Genomic DNA, 18,528 nt, shown 5'->3' with positions numbered 1-18,528 from the left:
GGCTCATCCACGGGATCAATGTCCCCAGGGGGGATCGGTCTTCCATCCGCCACCGCACAAGCGACAATAGCACAGCGCGGCGAAATCAAGTTACAAGGGAGTGGACCCGTTTCAGCCCTGCTCCCAATAGGGTGAAGGCCCATAAAGCCCGGCCAGATAATCGATGAACAGCCGAACCTTCGCAGGCAGGAACTGCCGGCTCGGATAAACCGCCGAGAGCGTGACGTTTCGCGATCCCTCATAACCCGGCAGAACCTGCACCAGCTTGCCGCTGCGCAATTCATGGCCGATATCCCAGGTGGAGCGCAGCGCAATGCCGAGCCCCGATATCACCGCCTCGCGGATCACCTCGCTGGAATTGGTGATAAGCATCCCTTCCGGGCGAATGCTCATCGCGCCGCCCGGTCCTTCCAGCCGCCAGACATCGTTATTATGGGCCGGCAGGCAGCGGTGTTTTTTCAGATCCTCGATTGTCGCCGGCATACCATGGGCAGCAACGTATTCCGCCGAAGCGCAAAGCACGCGGCGCACTGGCGCCAGCCTGCGGGCCACGAGGCTGGAGGAATTCAGATCGGCGATACGGATGGCCAGATCGTAACCACCCTCGATGATGTCGATGAATTCGTCGCTCAGCACCAGATTGACCGAAAGATCAGGATGCCGCTCCATGAAACCCTTCAGATGCGGCGCGATATGCATGCGGCCGAAGGAGGTCGGCGCGGAAACCTTCAGCGTGCCGTTGACCGTATTGGCGCGGCCGGACACGAAATCCTCGGCCTCCTCCAGCCCTTCCAGCACGGCAAGCACCCGCTCGTAAAAGCCCTGTCCCGCTTCGGTCAGCGAGATTTGCCGTGTGGTGCGCTGGAAAAGCCGCGCGCCGAGCTTTTCTTCCAGCCGCTTGATGCGCTTGGAAATGACGGCGGGCGAATAACCAAGCTCCCTTGCGGCCAGCGACATGCTGCCGGAGGCGGCAACGCTTGCGAAGACTTCCAGATCGCCCAGATTCGTCATAGTTGCCCTCAATTGTTTCCAGAAAGGAAAAAATCCATAACATTTGATTGCGCCGTTTCAAAGTGGTAAAGAAAGAATACCAGTTGGCGAAATGGCATGGAGGAGGGGCGGTGACGCAGCCGATCAAGTTTCTGGAGCCGCGCGCGAAAGTCGTCGCAGGCCGCGACCGCATCATAGCGGACCTCAAGGATATTCTGGCCGCGGACTGTCTTGTGCACGAGCCGCGCGAACTTGTGCCTTTCGAGACCGACGCCTTCGTCTCCTATCGCCGCCTGCCGCTGGCCGTGGCGTTGCCGAAAACGACGGAAGAGGTGGCGGCGGTGATGAAATATTGCCACCGTTACGGCATTCCCGTCGTGCCGCGCGGGGCTGGCACCTCGCTCTCCGGCGGCGCGATTCCGCAGGAAGATGCGGTGGTGATCGGCCTTTCGAAGATGGCCTCGATCCTCGAACTGGATTTTTACAATCGCACGGCGCGGGTGCAGGCGGGCGTCACCAATCTTTCCATTTCCGATGCGGCAGGTGCTGAAGGTTTCTTTTATGCACCGGACCCCAGTTCGCAGCTTGCCTGCACCATCGGCGGCAATATCGGCATGAATTCCGGCGGCGCGCATTGCCTGAAATACGGGGTCACCACCAATAATCTGCTTGGCGTGAAAATGGTGCTGGTGGATGGCACAGTGCTGGAACTGGGCGGCAAACATCTCGATGCTGCCGGCTACGATCTGCTCGCCCTCGTCTGCGGCTCGGAAGGCCAGCTCGGTATCGTGACGGAAGCGACGGTGCGGCTGATCGCCAGACCGGAAGGCGCGCGTCCGGTGCTGTTCGGCTTCGAGACGTCGGAGGAGGCCGGCTCCTGCGTGGCCGATATTATCGGGGCGGGCATCATCCCGGTCGCCATCGAATTCATGGACAAGCCGGCCATCGAAATTTGCGAGGCTTTCGCCAAAGCGGGCTATCCGCTGGATGTCGGCGCGCTGCTGATTGTCGAGGTCGAAGGCTCCGAGGCGGAAATGGACGCCATGCTGGCCGACATCGTGGCGATTGCCCGAAAACATGGCGTGAAGACGGTGAAAGAATGCCAGTCGGCCATGGAGGCGGCGGCGATCTGGAAAGGCCGCAAATCCGCCTTCGGCGCAACCGGCCGCATCGCGGATTACATCTGCATGGATGGCACCGTGCCGCTCTCCCAGCTTTCCTATGTGCTGAAAAAGACGAGTGAAATCACCGATCGCCTCGGCCTGCGCGTCGCCAATGTCTTCCATGCCGGCGATGGCAATATGCACCCGCTCATCCTGTTCAACGCCAACGATCCGGAGGATGCGGCCCGCGCCGAAGAGGCAGGCAATGAAATATTGAAGCTCTGCGTCGATGCCGGTGGCTGTCTGACCGGCGAACATGGTGTGGGCATCGAAAAACGCGATCTGATGCGCCACCAGTATGGTGAGGCCGATCTTGCCCAGCAGATGGCGGTGCGGGCGGCTTTCGATGAGGGCTGGCTGATGAACCCTTCCAAGGTGTTTCCGCTGGAGGGGAGGGGATGATGGGTGTGAGTTTTGTGACGATGGTGGGTGTGGTTTACCCCCCTCTGCCCTGCCGGGCATCTCCCCCTCAAGGGGGGAGATCGATATGCCGCCCTCGTTCGTTTCATTGGCAGGGTGCCCTCCGCTTGTCGATCTCCCCCCTTGAGGGGGAGATGCCCGGCAGGGCAGAGGGGGGTGTCTCTTGCTCCGAGCGCAGTGTTTCCCACACAAACGTCGCTATCCCATGCCCGGAGCCCGCCACCCCATGCTGACCCCCTACGCAGAAACCCAGGTCGCCGACATCATCCGCGACCACGCCGCGCGTAAAAGCCCGCTGAAAATCATCGGCGGCAACACCCGCTCCGGTTTCGGCAATGCTGTCGCAGCAGATGAAGCACTCTCTTCCCGCGCGATGAACGGCATCGTCTCCTACCTGCCCGCCGAAATGGTCATGACCGTCAAGGCCGGAACCCCGCTCGCAACCGTCAAAGCCGCCCTTGCAGAAAACCGCCAGATGATGGCCTTCGAGCCGATGGATCACCGCCCGATCATGGGCACCGAAGGTGAACCGACCATCGGCGGCGTCTTCGCCGCCAATGTTTCCGGCCCCCGCCGTTATGTGGCCGGTGCGGCCCGCGACAGCCTGCTCGGCATCCGTTTCGTCAACGGCAGCGGTGAGGTCATCAAGGCCGGGGGCCGGGTGATGAAGAATGTCACCGGGCTCGATCTGTCGAAGTTCCTGGCCGGATCGTTCGGTACACTCGGTTTCCTCACCGAAGTCACCTTCCGCGTGCTGCCGAAACCGCCTGCGGAAAAAACCGTGGTCGTTTCCGGTCTCGACGATGAAGCGGCGACGCGCATCATGGCGGCGGCGATGGCGATGAGTGTCGAGGTTTCGGGCGCGGCGCATCTGCCGGAAAGCGTTCGTTCCCGTTTCATCGATGGCGGATTACCGGACGGCCCGGCGACTATCCTGCGGCTGGAAGGGCTCTCCGCCTCGGTGGAGGCGCGCACGGCCAAACTCCTTTCCGTCATGGACCGGGTCGGGCCGTGGGCGCTGCTGGAGGGCGAGGAGAGCAGGCTTTTGTGGCGTCAGGTGCGCGATGTCGCGCCCTATGCCGGACAGGCGGCGAAGCCCTTGTGGAAAGTATCGGTCGCGCCTTCGGTTGGTCATCAGCTTGTCGCGGCGCTGCGCATGGAAGCGGGCATCGATGCCTTCCATGACTGGCAGGGCGGTCTCGTCTGGATGCAGATGGAGGCGGACCCCGAGGCGGATTTGCTGCGCGGCGCGATCCGGGCGCTCGGCGGCGGCCACGCAACCTTGGTGAGGGCAAGCGATGCGGTGCGCGCCACGGTCGCTGCCTTCGAACCGCGCCTGGCGGCGGAAGCGCTGCTTTCTGCGCGTATCAGGGAGAAGCTCGATCCGGCGGGCATCTTCAATCCCGGTAAGGTGGCCGTGACGATGGAAAGGGCCGTCTGAACCATGCAAACATCCTTCACGCCCGAACAACTGGCCGATCCGCATGTGGCGGAATCCGAAAAAATCCTGCGCAAATGTGTGCATTGCGGTTTCTGCACCGCCACCTGTCCCACCTATGTCACGCTCGGCAACGAGCTGGACAGCCCGCGGGGCCGCATCTACCTCATCAAGGACATGCTGGAAAACAGCCGCCCGGCAGACCGCGAGGTCGTCACCCATATCGACCGCTGCCTCTCCTGCCTTGCCTGCACCACCACCTGTCCTTCCGGCGTGGATTACATGCATCTGGTCGATCATGCCCGCGCCCATATCGAACAGACATACAAGCGGCCCTTTATGGATCGGCTGATCCGCAATCTTCTGGTTGCCGTCCTGCCCCATCCCGCCCGTTTCCGGCTGGCCCTGCATCTGGCCCGGCTGGCGCGGCCTTTCTCCGGTCTGCTTGCCAAAGTTCCGGCGCTGAAGCCGCTGCAATCCATGCTCGCTCTCGCCCCCGCCGCCGTGCCTGCGGCCTCCGCGTCAACCCGTCCGGGAGAGCGGCCGGCCGAAGGCGAGAAGCGTGGACGGGTTGCGATCCTCACCGGCTGCGCCCAGCCGGTGCTCGATCCCGGTATCAACGAGGCGACGTTGCGCCTGCTTGCGCGGCTCGGCATTGAGGTCGTGGTGCCGAAGGGGGAGGGCTGCTGCGGTTCGCTGGTGCATCATATGGGGCGCGAGGAAGAGGCGCTCGCCTCGGCAAGGCGCAATGTCGATGTCTGGACGCGCGAGATGGAGAGTGGCGGTCTCGATGCCATCATCATCACCGCTTCCGGCTGCGGCACCACCATCAAGGATTACGGCCATATGCTGCGGCTCGATCCGGCTTACGCCGAAAAAGCCGCGCGGGTCTCGGCTTTGGCGAAGGACATCACCGAGTATCTCGCCACCCTCGATCTGCCGCAAGGGCAAAGCCAGGGTCTGACGGTCGCCTATCATTCCGCTTGCTCCATGCAGCATGGCCAGAAGATCACGCTTGCGCCGAAACAACTCCTGAAGGCGGCGGGTTTTACCGTGCGCGATCCGGCGGAAGGGCATCTCTGCTGCGGCTCGGCGGGAACCTACAACATCCTGCAGCCGGAGATTTCCGCCAGGCTCAAGGCGCGCAAGGTGAAGAATATCGAGGCCACCCGGGCGGATGTCATCGCCACCGGCAATATCGGCTGCATCACGCAGATCGGAACCGGCACGGATATGCCTATCCTGCACACGGTGGAGCTGTTGGACTGGGCCTATGGCGGGCCGAAACCGGCGAGGCTTTTGGTTTAGAAACGTCCCGTGGTACTTTCGACTGCGCAGTACCCGAGGCAGCTTTCGCGCACGCACTTTCGGCATCCGTCATGCCGGGCTTGACCCGGCATCCAGCCGGCGCGCGTCGGCGCGACGAGAAGAGTCTTTCCAGCCCAATGACTTGGGCTGACTGGATTCCGGCTCATGGCCGGAATGACGAAGAAAGAGAGCGTCGTCCACGCGGCACGCTTTGCGCCATATCTCTTAGAACTTATAAGCCACGCCGAAATTCACCGCATTGGTGATGATATCGGTCTTCAACGAGCCGCCATTGTCGATATCGACGTCGACGAAGGAATAGGTGCCCTTATATTCCACGAAGGTCGACCAGTTGTCGGTGATGCGGTAGCTGAGGCCGGCCTGCGCCTGCAGGGTTGCGCCGCCGAACTGATATTCGAAGGTCTTGCCTGACGGGCGATATACTTCCACATGCGGTACGTTGATGCCGACGCCGGCGCCAACGTAAGGGGTGATGGGCAGGGATTCCAGTGGAAAGCGGTAGAGCGCGTTCAGCGTCAGTAGGTTCAGGCCGTCGGTGAATTCGAAATGCGACCAGCCGGAACGGGCAAGCGTCTGGTCGTCGGCATAGACCTTGTCATGGGTGAAATCGAGCGAAATACCGAAATTCCGCAGCTGGCCCTCATCGAACCAGTAGGTGCCGCGCACGCCCCAATAGGGCGGGTTGGAAAACGACTTGCCTTCCCATCCGGCCCGGAAATCCGGCCCGTCGGAGACCTTCACGTCGCTGTGCGGCGCGCTTTGCCAGCCGCCATAACCGGAAATTTCAAATTCGCCCGCGATTGCGGCAGAGAAGGAAACGCCGCTGAACAGCAGGGCGCAAACAAATAAACTATGGCGCGGCATGAAGTGAATCCAGATTGATATCAGTAATTCACCAAACCGTTTTTTGATAACATTTGAATGACAGAAACGAAAAACGGGCGGCCGATTGACCACCCGTTTTAAGACCGTTCCATCATCCCCCTGAGAGAGGTCCGGCTCCTGGCGTCCCCCGCCAAGTTTCATTCCAATGAAGTGAGCCGGATTGTACCGCCGCAAGGCGGCAATTCAAGCGGATACGCCGCCACACCGGCCCTGAAGCGGCCGGAAAGGCTGAACCGTTGCCGTCATATCACAATGACCTTCGTTCCGACGTTGACGCGCTCGTAAAGATCCGTGACATCCTCGTTGCGCATGCGGATGCAGCCGGAGGAATTGTTGCTGCCGATCGTCCAAGGCTGGTTGGTGCCGTGGATGCGATAAAGCGTCGAGCCGAGATACATGGCGCGCGCGCCCATCGGGTTCGCCGGGCCGCCTTCCATGAAGGCCGGCAGGTAGTGTCCCTTCCTCGCCTCGCGGCTGATCATTTCCTTCGGCGGGGTCCAGCTCGGCCATTCCGCCTTGCGGGTTACCTTGTGGGTGCCGGCCCATTCGAAACCGGGCTTTCCGACGCCAACGCCGTACCGCCGGGCCTTGCCATCGGCGAGCACGAGATAGAGGAAACGGTTCGGCGTATCGATGACGATGGTGCCGGGTTTTTCATTGGTCGGGTAGGTGACGATCTGCGGCAGGAACTGCGGCGCGATCTGGGTGCGCACCGGCGCGTTGGGGCGGACGGCGGCATTCTGCACCCGTGCCGGGCGCTGCGATGTGACGCCGGAGCTGGGGCGCTGCGGCATGGCGGCCTGGCGCTGCTGGAAGAACGGCTGGCGTGCGGCAGGTGCGCGCGGATAAACCACGGGGCGCACATTGCCGCGACCGCCGAGCTGAGTGACCCAGGGGGCGGAAAGATCCGGGCTGACGACGACGGGCGGTCGCTCGCGATAACGCTCATTGGCCATGGCGGCCGGGGCGGCAAAGGTGGAAACGAGGCTCAGCGCCAGAAAAACGGACTTCATCGTCATCGGGTGGACTCTCTCTGCGGGATGTCGCAACTATGGATTTGCGGAACTGTTCGCCCGCTTTGCCGGACACGTTCGCACCTCGACGCCAGCGAATCGTAAATGGCTGTTCATTAAAAAGCGCTTGATTAGGGAAAGCTGGATTTAAGGTTAGCACCCGGTTTTGAAACGTGGTGAATGAGTGGTAAGTGCGCGGTCTGAACCGGTCACGGGCGGAGTGGAAAAGGGTGGTTGCGGAATGAATGAAGCGGGACTTGAAACGGGCGCGGATGGCCTTGTGCGGTGTTTCTGGCAGCAGGGGCTTGCGGATTACAGCCGTTACCACGACGAGGAATGGGGTTATCCCGTCACCGACGATCGCCGCCTTTTCGAGAAGATCTGTCTGGAAGGTTTCCAGTCCGGCCTCTCCTGGTTGACGGTTCTGCGCAAGCGCGAGGCGTTCCGTCTAGCCTTCGCCAACTTCGAATTCGAAAAAGTGGCGGAATTCGGTGAGGCCGATATCGAGCGATGCCTTGCCGACAAGGGCATCATCCGCCATCGCGGCAAGATCGTGTCGACCATCAACAATGCCCGCCGCGCCATGGAGTTGCGCGATGAATTCGGTTCGCTCGCCCGTTATTTCTGGGGTTTCGAACCGGCCGCCGCAGAAAGGCCGCAAAGGCTGGACTATGCGACGTTAAGGGCCAACCCCACCAGCGCCGCCTCCATCCGTCTTTCGAAGGACCTGAAGAAGCGGGGCTGGAGTTTCGTCGGCCCGACGACCGTCTATGCATTCATGCAGGCCATGGGTATGGTCAACGACCATATCGAAGGCTGTCATTGCCGCCAGCCGATAGAGGCCATGCGGCGGGAGTTTGTACGTCCATGAAGGTAACCTCCCTTTTTCTGGCTCTCACCATGGCCGTGGCCGCCGTGCCGCATGCCTCCTTCGCGGAAGGCCGCAATGTCGACGGTATCTGGCTCGATGACGGCGAAAGGCTGAAGCAGGTGGCGCTGCCGCCGGCCGGGCCGCTGAAGCTTGACGGCTGGACGCGGCGCGGGCGCGGCGATGTCTATCGCCTGAAGGTGAAGGCCGGGCAGACGGTGAAGATCGAGCTTGCCGCCTCCAGCGAATTCGTGCTGATGGCGGTCTTCGATTTTTCGACGCCGGATGAGGACGCGATCTTCTTCAGCGATTCCGAAGGCAAGGTCGCAACGCTGACGCCGAAGGCGGATACGGAGTGGCTGATCCGCCCGACGCTTATTCTGGGCTCGCCACGCCGCGGTCTCGGCGCGCATTACACGCTGACGGTCAGCACCGGGAAATAACAGCGCGCCTTTTGCCTAGGCCGCCTGGGTCAGCACGATCAGGCCGAAACTCAAGACACCAAGCAGCACGAGCGAAAGGCTGGCGGCGATGATAACCTTGCCGCCGGCATGGCGAAGGCTGCGAATATCGACCGAAAGGCCCAGTGCCGCCATCGACATGATGGTGAGAATGTTGGAAAGCGAGGCGACAGGGCCGATCAGAGCCTCGGGAATGATGCCGAAGGACCGGGCCATGATCATCAGCACGAAGGCGATGATGAACCACGGAACCATCTGCTGCAATCTCAGGCGTTCCGTGCCGGACTGGCCATGGATGACGGAGAGGGCGGCGATCACAGGCCCCAGCATCAGCACGCGGATGAGCTTGACGATGGTGCCGGTCTGCACGGCGATTGCACCGAGCGGGGCTGTAGCGGCCAGAACCTGCGGCACGGCATAGACCGTCAGGCCGGCAAAGATGCCATATTGGGTGGCGTCGAGACCCAGAAGCTGCGGCAGAAACGGCATCAGCAGCACGGCGACGACGCCGAGAACCGCGGTGAAGGCAATCGAGGCGGCGACATCTTCCGGCTTGGCGCCGATGGCGGGCGCGGCGGCGGCAATGGCGGAATTGCCGCAGATGGAATTGCCGCAGGCGATCAGCGTCGCAAGCTTGGGCGGCAGACCGAGCATCCGCCCGGCGGCATAGCTGACGATCAGCGACAGCGCCACGATCAGCGCAATGCCGCCGATCAGCAAACCGCCGGCACCTTTGAGGATGGAGAGGCTCAAGGATGCGCCGAGAAGCGCCACCGCGATTTCAAGCAGCGTCTTGGCGCTGAATTTGATGCCGGCCGAGGCAACCGCGGGCAGAGACACCAGCGAACGCAGCAGCGTGCCGATCAGAATGGCGAGCACCAGATCGCCGAGCCATGCGTGGCCTGCAAGCCGCACCTGAAAACGCTCCGCCAAAATGGCGGCGCAGCTGACCGCCGCGCAGATGAGAATGCCCGGCAGAAGCGGGGTGAGCCAGCGAAGCGAAAACTGAAAGGGATGAGCGAGGGTACGATGTTGTGCCATGGCCAGACAATGCCGTAGCGGCCTGTTTTATTCTATCAAATAATATGGCATATATTATTCGATAAAATCGAATGAAAAGCCATGACCTTCGAACAGCTCCGCATCTTCATCGCCGTCGCCGAACGCGAGCACCTCACAAGGGCCGCCGAAGCCATCGGTTTGACCGCCTCCGCCGTCAGCTCCGCCATCAAGAATCTCGAAGCCTTTTATAATGTCGAGCTTTTTCACCGGGTCGGCCGCAACATCGAGCTGACCGAAAGCGGCCGGGTGTTTCTGGGCGAAGCGAAGGCGACATTGGCGCGTGTACGCAATGCGGAATTGATTCTCTCCGAAATGGGCGGGCTGACGCGCGGCGAAATCACCGTCTGCGCCAGCCAGACCATTGCAAGCTACTGGCTGCCGCCGATCCTGATGCAGTTCAAGAAACTTTATCCGGGCGTGACCGTGCGGCTCGATATCGGCAATACCAAGACGGTTACACAGGCCGTGCTTGACGGTCTGGCGGAGGTCGGTTTCATCGAAGGCAGGATCGATGAGCCGGCTTTGATGGTGCAGCCGGTCGTGTCAGACAAGCTGCTGGTCGTCACCGGTTCGGCCCATCCCTTCGCGGATGGCCGTTATCTCACCGCGCTCGATATGCTCTACGGCACCTCATGGGTTCTGCGCGAACAGGGCTCCGGCACCCGCTCCGCCTTCGAGGCGGCGGTGCGGCAGATGGGGGTGGACCCCGCTGAACTGTCCGTCATGCTGGAACTGCCGTCCAATGAGGCGGTGGTAATGGCGGCACGCTCCGGCGGCGCGGCCACGGCAGTTTCCGCCTCTGTCGCCTCGCTGTTTCTACGGCAGGGGCTGCTGGTCCGTGCCGGCATCGATTTGCCTGCGCGTAACTTCGCTTTGCTGCGTCACAAGGAACGCCATACCAGCCGGGCGGCCATGGAGCTGGAGCGCCTCAGCCGTGCGGCCTCGGAGGACTACAAGGCCGGTCTTGCGGGGTTGTAACCTTGGGGGAGGGAGCGCCAGCCGGCGCTCCCCGTTTGACACTAGCGGTCGTCACTTGCCCTTGGACTTCAGCCAGGCCTTCATCATGGCGATCTCGCCTTCCTGCGCCTTGATGACTTCTTCAGCCAGCTTGTGGATTTCCGGGTCCTTGCCGTATTTTAGCTGCACCTTGGCCATATCGATTGCGCCCTGATGGTGCGGGATCATGCCGCGCACGAAATCGACATCGGCATCGCCGCTATAATCGATGGCCATATCGCCATGCATCTTCTTGCTGGCTTCCATGAAGGCCTTGGTGGAAGCGCTGTCGCTCATACTGCCTTTTGACATATCATGTCCGGCATGGCCGCCCGCTTCCTGTGCGAGAACGGGCATGGCGAGAGAGGCCGCAAAAGCGGCGGCGAGCGTGATGGTCTTGATAGACATGGATTATCCTTCCTGTGTCTGACGGATTTTTCGAAGATGGGTCTGAAAAAATCTGGGGTCAGGCGCGGGGAGGCGGTAGCGGCGGCGCGAAAGCCTTGCCGTCAAAGACGATGCCGCGCTGCGGCTTCGGATAGGCGAATATCATCCGGCCGCTATCGGCGAAGATCGTTCGCGGAACCACGATCAGGCAGGCGGCGCAGGAACCGGGATGTGCGGCATCGTCACCATGCGGGCAGCAACCGCCCGCGCCCGCTCCATGAGCCCCATTCTCCGCATGCGCCTGAGACCCTTGGTCCCGATCAGCGGCTCGATGCGAATGGGCATCGTCATGTTTGATCGGCGACTGCGAGGACGCTGCCATGCCCGTGGCCATCGGCATGCTCATCGCCATCTGCGCTGGCATTGCGCCGTATAGCAGGCAGGCAAGAAACATTAATGTGCGGACGACCTGGGACATGGCATGAATTTACCGCTGGAATTATGGAATAAGCATGGCCATCAGGTCAGTTCACGCGCGATGACGTGATGCACGATGCGGTAATCCCTGCTTTCCTCGCCAAACGGGGCAAGCGGCCATTCCCATGCGGCGGCAGGGGCAGAAAGCTCGATGCCATGCAGCAGGTCTTCATGCTGGTGCAGGTTCCCGTCCTTGCCGATGATGTCGAAGGAGGTGTCCGTTATCAGGCAGGCCTTGCAGGGCAGGCCAGCCAGCGCTTCCAGATGGGTGTGAATGAGCTTCGGCAAAAGATCGTCCGGGGCATTTGCGATCTTTTCCCACTCCAGCCGGTGACGTGCGCCGGTGCCGATCTGTGACAGGAGATTGGCCGATACCACGAGATCGAGATAGGGCACCCGCCGCAGGAAATCGAGCGGTTCGGCCGGCCGACCGGCGAGAACATCGTCAAACCCGGAAAGATCGCGGTTGGCGATGCGGACATTCTTTTTGGCATTGAGGCGCAGCTTCGCCTGCACGCTGGCGAGATGCACCAGATCGACCAGCACGACGGTATCGAACATCGCCACCAGCGCATCATAAGGCACATCGCGCAGCAGGCCCGAGCCCAGCACAACGGCCGTTCGCCGCTGCTTCAGCTTTCTGGCCGATTGCAGCACGAATTGCCGGCTGTTGTTTTCATGCTCCGCCCAGGCTTTGGCGCAGCGGTTGGTGCGCGCCCACAGGTTGACGGAATAGCGGATATGCGGCCGGAATTCTTTCGGCGTGACCGCGCGCGTGGCGGCATATTGCAGGGCTTCGAGGATCATGAATGCCTAACGGTAGATTTAACGGCGATGGCCGATTTCGACCACCAGCACGACGAGCTTGTGATCCTGTATATCGCAGATGATACGGTAATCGCCCACCCGGTAGCGCCAGAAATTTCCGAGCTCGGAGCCTTGCAGGGCGGCGCCGGTCTGGCGTGGATCATCCAGTGCCGCCGATCGTTCGTGCAGAAAACTCCGGATTCGCTGGCGCGTTTCCGGATTTATCTTGCGCATCTCTTTCTGGACAAGCGCGTGATATTCAATTGTCCAGATCACGCCAGAACTCCTCGGCGCTTACAACCTTCGATTCTCCACGCTGGATGCGCCGCGTCGCTTCCTCGGCGAGATGGAGATCTTCCATATCCTCGATATGTTTCTCGATCGCCTCGCGGATGTAATAGGCGGATGTGCGGCCGGTGCGCTCGGACAGCGCCTTCAGCCGCTCATAGGTCTCATCAGGCAGGCGGATGGCCGTCTGTTTGCTCATGGGTCGCGTCCTTCCCGATCCGAATTGGGATACATGCATCCCATATAGCCCGCTTGGCTGCGTGAGCCAGTAAAACCGGAGCCTTTGCGGCTTGCCGCACCGGGCTTCATCCTCTAATACACCGGCTTGATTTCAGGAAAATATCGGATCGGCCCCATGAGCGAAAAAGCAAAAAAGCCTCAGAAACTGAAAGCCCGCCTGCCGCGCGGCTTCGTGGATCGCTCGGTTGCCGATATTCATGCCACCAATGAGATGATCGAAAAGATCCGCAGGGTCTATGAGCTTTACGGCTTCGATCCGGTGGAAACCCCGCTGTTCGAATATACCGATGCGCTCGGCAAATTCCTGCCCGATAGCGACCGTCCGAACGAAGGCGTGTTTTCGCTGCAGGACGATGACGACCAATGGATGAGCCTGCGCTACGATCTGACCGCGCCGCTCGCCCGTCATGTTGCGGAAAATTTCAACGAAATCCAGCTGCCCTACCGCACCTATCGCGCCGGTTATGTCTTTCGCAATGAAAAGCCCGGCCCCGGCCGCTTCCGGCAGTTCATGCAGTTCGATGCCGATACGGTGGGCGCTGCCGGCGTGCAGGCCGATGCCGAAATGTGCATGATGATGGCCGATACGCTGGAAGCGCTCGGAATTCAGCGCGGCGACTATGTCATTCGCGTCAACAACCGCAAGGTGCTGGACGGCGTCATGGAAGCCATCGGTCTCGGCGGTGAGGACAATGCCGGTCGTCGGCTGAACGTGCTGCGCGCCATCGACAAGCTCGACAAGTTCGGTCCTGAAGGCGTGAAGCTGCTGCTCGGCCCCGGCCGCAAGGATGAATCCGGTGATTTCACCAAGGGCGCTGGTCTTGGCGAGGAACAGATCGAAAAGGTGCTGTTTTTCGTCGGTATCAAGGATTATGCGGCAAGCGCCGATGATCTGGCCAAACTGGTTGCGGGCACCTCGAAAGGCGAGGAAGGCGTTGAGGAGCTGAACATCATCGGCGCTCTGGTCACCAGTGCCGGTTACGATGCGACGCGCATCAAGATCGACCCCTCGGTCGTTCGCGGCCTCGAATATTACACGGGCCCCGTCTATGAGGCCGAACTGACATTCGACGTCACCAATGAAAAGGGTGAAAAGGTCGTGTTCGGCTCCGTCGGCGGCGGCGGGCGTTATGACGGCCTCGTTTCGCGCTTCATGGGCCAGCCGGTTCCGGCCACGGGCTTCTCCATCGGCGTTTCGCGCCTGATGACGGCGCTGAAGAACCTCGGCAAGCTTGGTCAGGTCAAGCCGCTTGCCCCCGTTCTCATCACCGTCATGGATGGCGATGTGGAAAGCATGGGCCGTTACCAGCGCTTCACGCAGGCGCTGCGCGCCGAGGGCATCCGCGCTGAAATGTATCAGGGCAACTGGAAGAAATTCGGCAACCAGCTGAAATATGCCGACCGTCTCGGCTCGCCCATCGCCATCATCCAGGGCGGTGACGAGCGCGCCGAAGGTGTGGTGCAGATCAAGGATTTGATCGAAGGCAAGCGCCTGTCCGGCGAGATCGAGGACAATGCCAGCTGGCGCGAGGCGCGTGTGGCTCAGGTCAGCGTGCCGGAAGCCGAGCTGGTGGCGAAGGTCCGCGAGATTCTGGAGCATCAGGCAGAGGACGTTCGCCGCGCTGCCGAAGGGCGTTAAGGCCATGGCGATCCTCGCACTCGACCATGTTCAACTGGCGATGCCGGCGGGCCGTGAGGATGAGGCGCGCGCTTTTTATGGCGGCCTGCTCGGCTTTGCGGAGCAGGCAAAGCCTGCCAATCTGGCCGCACGCGGCGGATGCTGGTTCAGCCGGGGTTCGATAAAACTGCATCTCGGCGTCGAGCAGGGTTTCCGCCCGGCGAAGAAAGCCCATCCGGCCTTTCTGGTCGATGATATGGCAACCTTGCGAAAAACACTTGAAACAGCAGGCTGCCATGTGGTTGAGGATGAGCCGCTTGAAGGGTATCACCGCTTTTATGTCCATGATCCCTTCGGAAACCGCATCGAAATGATGCAGCCGCTCGAACCGTGACGAAAAGTACCGTTCCATGCCCCTGATCGACATGCCGGAATTTTCCGGAGAGCTACTGGAAGAATTCGCCGCGCGCCGCACGAGCCGTGTGAACACGCCCGTCATCCAGCCCGCCGAACCGTTTCTGGATATGGCCGGCGAGGATTTGCGCCGCCGTATCTTCATGACGGAGAGCGAAACGGGTGAGAGCCTGTGCCTGCGCCCGGAATTCACCATCCCGGTCTGCCTGCGCCATATCGAAACGGCGACCGGCACGCCGAAGCGTTATTCCTATCTCGGCGAAGTCTTCCGCCAGCGCCGCGAAGGTGCCAACGAGTTTTATCAGGCGGGCATCGAGGATCTCGGCGATACCGATATTGCCGCCGCCGACGCCCGTGCCGTCATTGACGCCACCGGCATTCTGCAGCGCCTGCTGCCGGGCCGGGCGCTTGCCGTCACGCTGGGCGACCAGCAGGTGTTCGAGGCGGTGGTTGCCGCCCTTGGCCTGCCGCTCGGCTGGCAGAAGCGGCTGGTGCAGGCATTCGGCGATATGGCGCAGCTGGAAGCGCTGCTGGAAAGCCTTGTACATCCTAAGCCCATGACCGGGCTGGACGCGCGGGTTGCCGGCCTTCTGGCAACGGGCGACGAGACAGTGCTGGTCGATTATCTCGATACGGTGATGCAGGAGACCGGCTATTCCACCAATGCCAGCCGCTCGCCGCAGGAAATCGCCCGCCGCCTGCGGGAAAAACTGGCGCTTGCCGCCACGCGCCTGCCGGATGAAAGCTTCGCGCTGCTCAAGCAGTTCCTGGCCCTGAAGGCGCCTCTGCCGCAAGCCTCGCAGGTTCTGGCGGATTTTGCCGCAAAGGCGAAACTGAAGCTTGATGGCGCACTTTCCGCTTTCGACAAACGCGTCGCAGCGCTTGCCAATGCCGGTGTCGATCTCGAAACCGTCACCTATGGCGCGGCCTTCGGCCGTCCGCTCGATTATTATACAGGCCTCGTTTTCGAAGTGGTGGAAGCGGGCGGAGACAGTGTGCTGGCCGGCGGCGGCCGTTTCGACCGGCTGCTGACCCTGCTCGGCGCACAGGAAAAAATCCCGGCCGTGGGCTTTTCGCTCTGGCTGGATCGCATCGAAACGGTGCGCGGGAGCGACAAGCCATGATTACCATCGCATTGCCCTCCAAGGGCCGGATGAAGGAAGACGCCTCCGCCGTTCTGGAACGCGCCGGGCTGAAAGTCGCGGCTGTCGGCAATGACCGCTCCTATCGCGGCCGCATCGAAGGGCGCGACGATATCGAGATCGCCTATCTCTCGGCTTCCGAGATCGCCCGCGAGATCGGTGCCGGCACTGTGGATTTCGGCGTGACGGGAGAGGACCTCGTACGCGAGGGGCTGACCAATGCCGATGCGCAGGTGGAGTTCTGCGCCCGCCTCGGTTTCGGCCATGCGGATGTCGTGGTCGCCGTGCCGGAAATCTGGCTGGATGTGGACAGCATGGCCGATCTCGGCGATGTCGCTTCGGAATTCCGCGCCCGTCATGGCCGCAGGCTTGCCATCGCCACCAAATATTGGCGGCTGACGCAGCAGTTCTTTTCGCGCCAGCACGGCATTCAGCTTTATCGCATCGTTGAAAGCCTTGGCGCGACCGAAGGTGCACCGGCCGCAGGGCAGGCGGATATCATTGTCGATATCACCTCGACCGGCTCGACGCTGAAGGCCAACCACCTGAAAATTCTCTCCGACGGCATCATCGTCCGTTCGGAAGCCTGCTTCGTGCGCGCCCGCAAGCCGGAACATGACGGCGATGCCGCGGTTCAGGAGATCGCCTCGCGCATCAGGGCTGCGGTCTGACGACGTAAAAAAAGCCGCCGGAGCGATCCGGCGGCTTTTTTATTGGTCGATCCATTTGGCTTATGCGTGGGCCACAGCCGCGCCGCGCTTGGCGTCGACGGAGTAGGCGCCGGGGCCGAAGGCGGCAAGCAGGATATAAGCGCCGGCAAGTGTGATGTTCTTCACCATCATGATGCCGTTCAGCGTGTTGATCCAGCCAAGAGCCGGCTCAGGCCAGCCGGGCACGGCAACGGTGCCGCTGTGGAACACCAGACCGGTGAAGACGCAGAAGACGGCAAGCGCCCAGGCAGCGATTTTGGTCTGGAAACCAGCGAGAATGGCAAGACCGGCAACGAGTTCGAACAGGCCTGCAATATAGGCAAGCGCGGTTGCAGCGGGCAGGCCGGCACCCGTGATCATACCGGCCGTACCGGCGGGATCGACGAGCTTGCTGAAGCCCGAGGTGATGAAGATGAAGGAAAGCAGAATACGGGCGATGAGAACGAGAACGTTCTGGCTGCTGGACATGGATATCTCCGGTAAATAATCGGCGTGTCGCCGGTTGAACTGCAATGTCTGGAGATATCAATGACCGAAAATCATCCGCCCATAAAGATGAACAATAGAAGACAAATCGTCTTCATTTTGTGAACGGCGCTGGGCGTCTGTCCCGCCATGTTCAGGCGGCGAAGCGGATATCCTCAAAGCGCGGAAACAGGAAAAGCCCTGATATGCGCCCTTGCTGCCCGTCTTCGAAGCCGGAAGATTCACCCATGCAGATGACCGGTTGCCGCATCGCCGGTAAGATGGAGAGGCCGGATGAAAAACAGAAACGTGAAGGTGCGGTGGAAACCTGCTCGAAAAGTTCCAGAACGCGGGCGTGGTCAGCGCGGTCGTAACAGCGGACAAGGCTGAGCAATCCGCACTCGCCCGGCGGCAGGCCGTGCATGAACGATGCGTGTTCGCCGAGGCGGATGACGCCACTGGAAAGATCGCTGCTCCACTCCTCCGACATGAAGAAATGCGACAGGGTCCGGGGATCGGGCGTGGCTGTTACCGCCGCAGGCAGAGCATCGTTGCGTCTTGATATTTCAAACAAATCGCGCCCCCGCATGAACACGTGCCAGCGCCGCCTCTTCAAGCGCCACTGCCAGGTTGAACCTTTACCGCCACCCGCAGTCGAACGTATTTGCCAGGCATCGAAACCCCTTTCAATGCTGGCCGCCCCGTCGCGGAACCCTTACGGGGGCTGACTTATAGTTTATTTTCCCCTGCCTACAACAACCAGTCAGTGAGAAAATCAAAAATATTATGTATTTCTTCTTCAAAATCGCGATACATGCGAAAAAGCACAACTAAATAGCGCACTTATAAGCCGATCCGAGTGGAAATCGGCCCCGTATGGGGCGGTGATTCGCTCTTGGATGTGCCCCATTATTGCATGGGGTTGCAAAAATAGCCGGATAAAATCAGGCCTGTTCCAAAACGGGACAATACACGAACCCTTCCGCTTTCGGCCTTCAGAATTATGCAACCTGTTGATTTCATGAGGCATCTCTTGCGAGAGCGTCGATAAGGTGCGCCGCCTTCCGTCAATCCCACAGGCACGGCAAAGAAAAAGGGCGGTCCGAAGACCGCCCTTTCTTATTCCGGTGGCAGGGCTGATTAGAAGTCCATGCCGCCCGTCGGGCGCGCTTGCGACGCCGGACCACTTAAAGGGCATGGGCGGCAACGAAAAAAGGGCGATCCGAAGACCGCCCTTTCGTATTCCGGAGACAGGACTGATTAGAAGTCCATGCCGCCCGTCGGGCGCGCTTGCGACGCCGGACCACTTAAAGGGCATGGGCGGCAACGAAAAAAGGGCGATCCGAAGACCGCCC

General features: G+C 61.1%; 21 protein-coding genes. 10 read left to right on the top strand and 11 right to left on the bottom strand.

Translation table 11 applies throughout. From position 1 onward, the window contains the following. Window positions 1–111 precede the first annotated feature (111 nt). Entirely contained in the window at window positions 112–1,011 is a 900-nt protein-coding gene (locus ACQZ40_RS24600; protein ID WP_020812657.1) for a LysR family transcriptional regulator, read from the bottom strand. A 110-nt stretch (window positions 1,012–1,121) separates the two neighbouring features. Between ACQZ40_RS24600 and ACQZ40_RS24595 the strand changes: the two genes are divergently transcribed. From ACQZ40_RS24595 to glcF, 3 genes are all read left to right on the top strand, one after another. Continuing rightward, entirely contained in the window at window positions 1,122–2,555 is a 1,434-nt protein-coding gene (locus ACQZ40_RS24595; RefSeq protein ID WP_448748822.1) for an FAD-binding oxidoreductase, read from the top strand. A 244-nt stretch (window positions 2,556–2,799) separates the two neighbouring features. Continuing rightward, window positions 2,800–4,014, top strand: a complete 1,215-nt coding sequence (locus ACQZ40_RS24590) for an FAD-binding protein (protein WP_448748821.1) — start codon at window positions 2,800–2,802, stop codon at window positions 4,012–4,014. A gap of 3 nt (window positions 4,015–4,017) precedes the next feature. Continuing rightward, complete coding sequence (gene glcF, locus ACQZ40_RS24585) at window positions 4,018–5,319, top strand: glycolate oxidase subunit GlcF (RefSeq protein ID WP_080855989.1); 1,302 nt, start codon at window positions 4,018–4,020, stop codon at window positions 5,317–5,319. 225 nt (window positions 5,320–5,544) lie between these two features. On the opposite strand, the gene ACQZ40_RS24580 is transcribed toward glcF, so the two are convergent. Continuing rightward, window positions 5,545–6,204: an outer membrane beta-barrel protein gene (locus tag ACQZ40_RS24580; protein ID WP_080852615.1), complete on the bottom strand. Its 660-nt coding sequence runs from the start codon at window positions 6,202–6,204 to the stop codon at window positions 5,545–5,547. A 263-nt stretch (window positions 6,205–6,467) separates the two neighbouring features. Continuing rightward, window positions 6,468–7,244 (bottom strand): L,D-transpeptidase, encoded by a 777-nt coding sequence (locus tag ACQZ40_RS24575; RefSeq protein ID WP_127756312.1) that lies wholly within the window; start codon window positions 7,242–7,244, stop codon window positions 6,468–6,470. Between the two features lie 235 nt (window positions 7,245–7,479). On the opposite strand from ACQZ40_RS24575, the gene ACQZ40_RS24570 reads away from it, so the two are divergent. Beyond that, window positions 7,480–8,109, top strand: coding sequence for a DNA-3-methyladenine glycosylase I (locus ACQZ40_RS24570; protein WP_174035670.1), 630 nt, complete (start codon window positions 7,480–7,482; stop codon window positions 8,107–8,109). After that, window positions 8,106–8,549: a hypothetical protein gene (locus ACQZ40_RS24565; protein WP_080855992.1), complete on the top strand. Its 444-nt coding sequence runs from the start codon at window positions 8,106–8,108 to the stop codon at window positions 8,547–8,549. Before ACQZ40_RS24570 ends, ACQZ40_RS24565 begins: the two co-directional genes overlap by 4 nt. Before the next feature lie 15 nt (window positions 8,550–8,564). Here ACQZ40_RS24565 and ACQZ40_RS24560 read toward each other — a convergent pair whose 3' ends face one another. Next, complete coding sequence (locus tag ACQZ40_RS24560; RefSeq protein ID WP_448748820.1) at window positions 8,565–9,608, bottom strand: YeiH family protein; 1,044 nt, start codon at window positions 9,606–9,608, stop codon at window positions 8,565–8,567. A gap of 81 nt (window positions 9,609–9,689) precedes the next feature. Between ACQZ40_RS24560 and ACQZ40_RS24555 the strand changes: the two genes are divergently transcribed. After that, window positions 9,690–10,607 carry a LysR substrate-binding domain-containing protein gene (locus ACQZ40_RS24555; RefSeq protein ID WP_026363679.1) on the top strand — a complete coding sequence of 306 codons (918 nt, stop codon included), beginning with the start codon at window positions 9,690–9,692 and terminating at the stop codon, window positions 10,605–10,607. A gap of 51 nt (window positions 10,608–10,658) precedes the next feature. Here ACQZ40_RS24555 and copM read toward each other — a convergent pair whose 3' ends face one another. The 5 genes from copM to relB are packed head-to-tail and all read right to left on the bottom strand — an operon-like array spanning window position 10,659 to window position 12,783. Next, window positions 10,659–11,033, bottom strand: a complete 375-nt coding sequence (gene copM, locus ACQZ40_RS24550) for a CopM family metallochaperone (protein ID WP_448748819.1) — start codon at window positions 11,031–11,033, stop codon at window positions 10,659–10,661. Between the two features lie 58 nt (window positions 11,034–11,091). Further along, a complete protein-coding gene (locus ACQZ40_RS24545; protein WP_448748818.1) occupies window positions 11,092–11,490 on the bottom strand; it encodes a hypothetical protein in 399 nt (132 codons plus the stop codon). 41 nt (window positions 11,491–11,531) lie between these two features. Next, window positions 11,532–12,296: a hypothetical protein gene (locus tag ACQZ40_RS24540; protein WP_448748817.1), complete on the bottom strand. Its 765-nt coding sequence runs from the start codon at window positions 12,294–12,296 to the stop codon at window positions 11,532–11,534. An 18-nt stretch (window positions 12,297–12,314) separates the two neighbouring features. Next, on the bottom strand, window positions 12,315–12,572 hold the full coding sequence (locus tag ACQZ40_RS24535; protein WP_448748816.1) for a type II toxin-antitoxin system RelE family toxin: 258 nt from the start codon (window positions 12,570–12,572) through the stop codon (window positions 12,315–12,317). Next, window positions 12,556–12,783: a type II toxin-antitoxin system RelB family antitoxin gene (gene relB / locus ACQZ40_RS24530; RefSeq protein WP_059760738.1), complete on the bottom strand. Its 228-nt coding sequence runs from the start codon at window positions 12,781–12,783 to the stop codon at window positions 12,556–12,558. The genes ACQZ40_RS24535 and relB overlap by 17 nt, the downstream gene beginning before the upstream one ends. Before the next feature lie 156 nt (window positions 12,784–12,939). Here relB and hisS point away from each other — a divergent pair, with 156 nt between their 5' ends. The 4 genes from hisS to hisG are packed head-to-tail and all read left to right on the top strand — an operon-like array spanning window position 12,940 to window position 16,669. Continuing rightward, window positions 12,940–14,463 (top strand): histidine--tRNA ligase, encoded by a 1,524-nt coding sequence (gene hisS, locus ACQZ40_RS24525; RefSeq protein WP_080855997.1) that lies wholly within the window; start codon window positions 12,940–12,942, stop codon window positions 14,461–14,463. Window positions 14,464–14,467: 4 nt separating this feature from the next. Next, window positions 14,468–14,836, top strand: coding sequence for a VOC family protein (locus tag ACQZ40_RS24520; RefSeq protein ID WP_433821956.1), 369 nt, complete (start codon window positions 14,468–14,470; stop codon window positions 14,834–14,836). A 16-nt stretch (window positions 14,837–14,852) separates the two neighbouring features. Next, entirely contained in the window at window positions 14,853–15,980 is a 1,128-nt protein-coding gene (locus ACQZ40_RS24515) for an ATP phosphoribosyltransferase regulatory subunit (RefSeq protein WP_448748815.1), read from the top strand. Next, complete coding sequence (gene hisG, locus ACQZ40_RS24510) at window positions 15,977–16,669, top strand: ATP phosphoribosyltransferase (protein WP_065654370.1); 693 nt, start codon at window positions 15,977–15,979, stop codon at window positions 16,667–16,669. The genes ACQZ40_RS24515 and hisG overlap by 4 nt, the downstream gene beginning before the upstream one ends. Before the next feature lie 60 nt (window positions 16,670–16,729). Here the strand turns inward: hisG and ACQZ40_RS24505 are convergent, their stop codons facing one another. Both ACQZ40_RS24505 and ACQZ40_RS24500 read right to left on the bottom strand, forming a co-directional pair. Continuing rightward, window positions 16,730–17,176: a DoxX family protein gene (locus tag ACQZ40_RS24505; protein WP_003519535.1), complete on the bottom strand. Its 447-nt coding sequence runs from the start codon at window positions 17,174–17,176 to the stop codon at window positions 16,730–16,732. A gap of 151 nt (window positions 17,177–17,327) precedes the next feature. Beyond that, complete coding sequence (locus ACQZ40_RS24500) at window positions 17,328–17,762, bottom strand: hypothetical protein (RefSeq protein ID WP_065654369.1); 435 nt, start codon at window positions 17,760–17,762, stop codon at window positions 17,328–17,330. Between the last annotated feature and the right edge of the window lie 766 nt (window positions 17,763–18,528).

The organism is Agrobacterium sp. 16-172Ci (assembly GCF_053522725.1).
Note: the sequence above shows the minus strand (reverse complement) of the source record. Positions and strands in the feature narration are given on the sequence as shown.

What these genes read in the sequence shown, in the direction of transcription:
- ACQZ40_RS24600 (WP_020812657.1), bottom strand. Translation starts at nt 1,011, where the DNA reads ATGACGAATCTGGGCGATCTGGAAGTCTTCGCAAGCGTTGCCGCCTCC.
- ACQZ40_RS24590 (WP_448748821.1), top strand. Translation starts at nt 2,800, where the DNA reads ATGCTGACCCCCTACGCAGAAACCCAGGTCGCCGACATCATCCGCGAC.
- glcF (WP_080855989.1), top strand. Translation starts at nt 4,018, where the DNA reads ATGCAAACATCCTTCACGCCCGAACAACTGGCCGATCCGCATGTGGCG.
- ACQZ40_RS24580 (WP_080852615.1), bottom strand. Translation starts at nt 6,204, where the DNA reads ATGCCGCGCCATAGTTTATTTGTTTGCGCCCTGCTGTTCAGCGGCGTT.
- ACQZ40_RS24575 (WP_127756312.1), bottom strand. Translation starts at nt 7,244, where the DNA reads ATGACGATGAAGTCCGTTTTTCTGGCGCTGAGCCTCGTTTCCACCTTT.
- ACQZ40_RS24570 (WP_174035670.1), top strand. Translation starts at nt 7,480, where the DNA reads ATGAATGAAGCGGGACTTGAAACGGGCGCGGATGGCCTTGTGCGGTGT.
- ACQZ40_RS24565 (WP_080855992.1), top strand. Translation starts at nt 8,106, where the DNA reads ATGAAGGTAACCTCCCTTTTTCTGGCTCTCACCATGGCCGTGGCCGCC.
- ACQZ40_RS24560 (WP_448748820.1), bottom strand. Translation starts at nt 9,608, where the DNA reads ATGGCACAACATCGTACCCTCGCTCATCCCTTTCAGTTTTCGCTTCGC.
- ACQZ40_RS24555 (WP_026363679.1), top strand. Translation starts at nt 9,690, where the DNA reads ATGACCTTCGAACAGCTCCGCATCTTCATCGCCGTCGCCGAACGCGAG.
- copM (WP_448748819.1), bottom strand. Translation starts at nt 11,033, where the DNA reads ATGTCTATCAAGACCATCACGCTCGCCGCCGCTTTTGCGGCCTCTCTC.
- ACQZ40_RS24545 (WP_448748818.1), bottom strand. Translation starts at nt 11,490, where the DNA reads ATGTCCCAGGTCGTCCGCACATTAATGTTTCTTGCCTGCCTGCTATAC.
- ACQZ40_RS24540 (WP_448748817.1), bottom strand. Translation starts at nt 12,296, where the DNA reads ATGATCCTCGAAGCCCTGCAATATGCCGCCACGCGCGCGGTCACGCCG.
- relB (WP_059760738.1), bottom strand. Translation starts at nt 12,783, where the DNA reads ATGAGCAAACAGACGGCCATCCGCCTGCCTGATGAGACCTATGAGCGG.
- hisS (WP_080855997.1), top strand. Translation starts at nt 12,940, where the DNA reads ATGAGCGAAAAAGCAAAAAAGCCTCAGAAACTGAAAGCCCGCCTGCCG.
- ACQZ40_RS24520 (WP_433821956.1), top strand. Translation starts at nt 14,468, where the DNA reads ATGGCGATCCTCGCACTCGACCATGTTCAACTGGCGATGCCGGCGGGC.
- ACQZ40_RS24515 (WP_448748815.1), top strand. Translation starts at nt 14,853, where the DNA reads ATGCCCCTGATCGACATGCCGGAATTTTCCGGAGAGCTACTGGAAGAA.
- hisG (WP_065654370.1), top strand. Translation starts at nt 15,977, where the DNA reads ATGATTACCATCGCATTGCCCTCCAAGGGCCGGATGAAGGAAGACGCC.
- ACQZ40_RS24505 (WP_003519535.1), bottom strand. Translation starts at nt 17,176, where the DNA reads ATGTCCAGCAGCCAGAACGTTCTCGTTCTCATCGCCCGTATTCTGCTT.
- ACQZ40_RS24500 (WP_065654369.1), bottom strand. Translation starts at nt 17,762, where the DNA reads ATGCGGGGGCGCGATTTGTTTGAAATATCAAGACGCAACGATGCTCTG.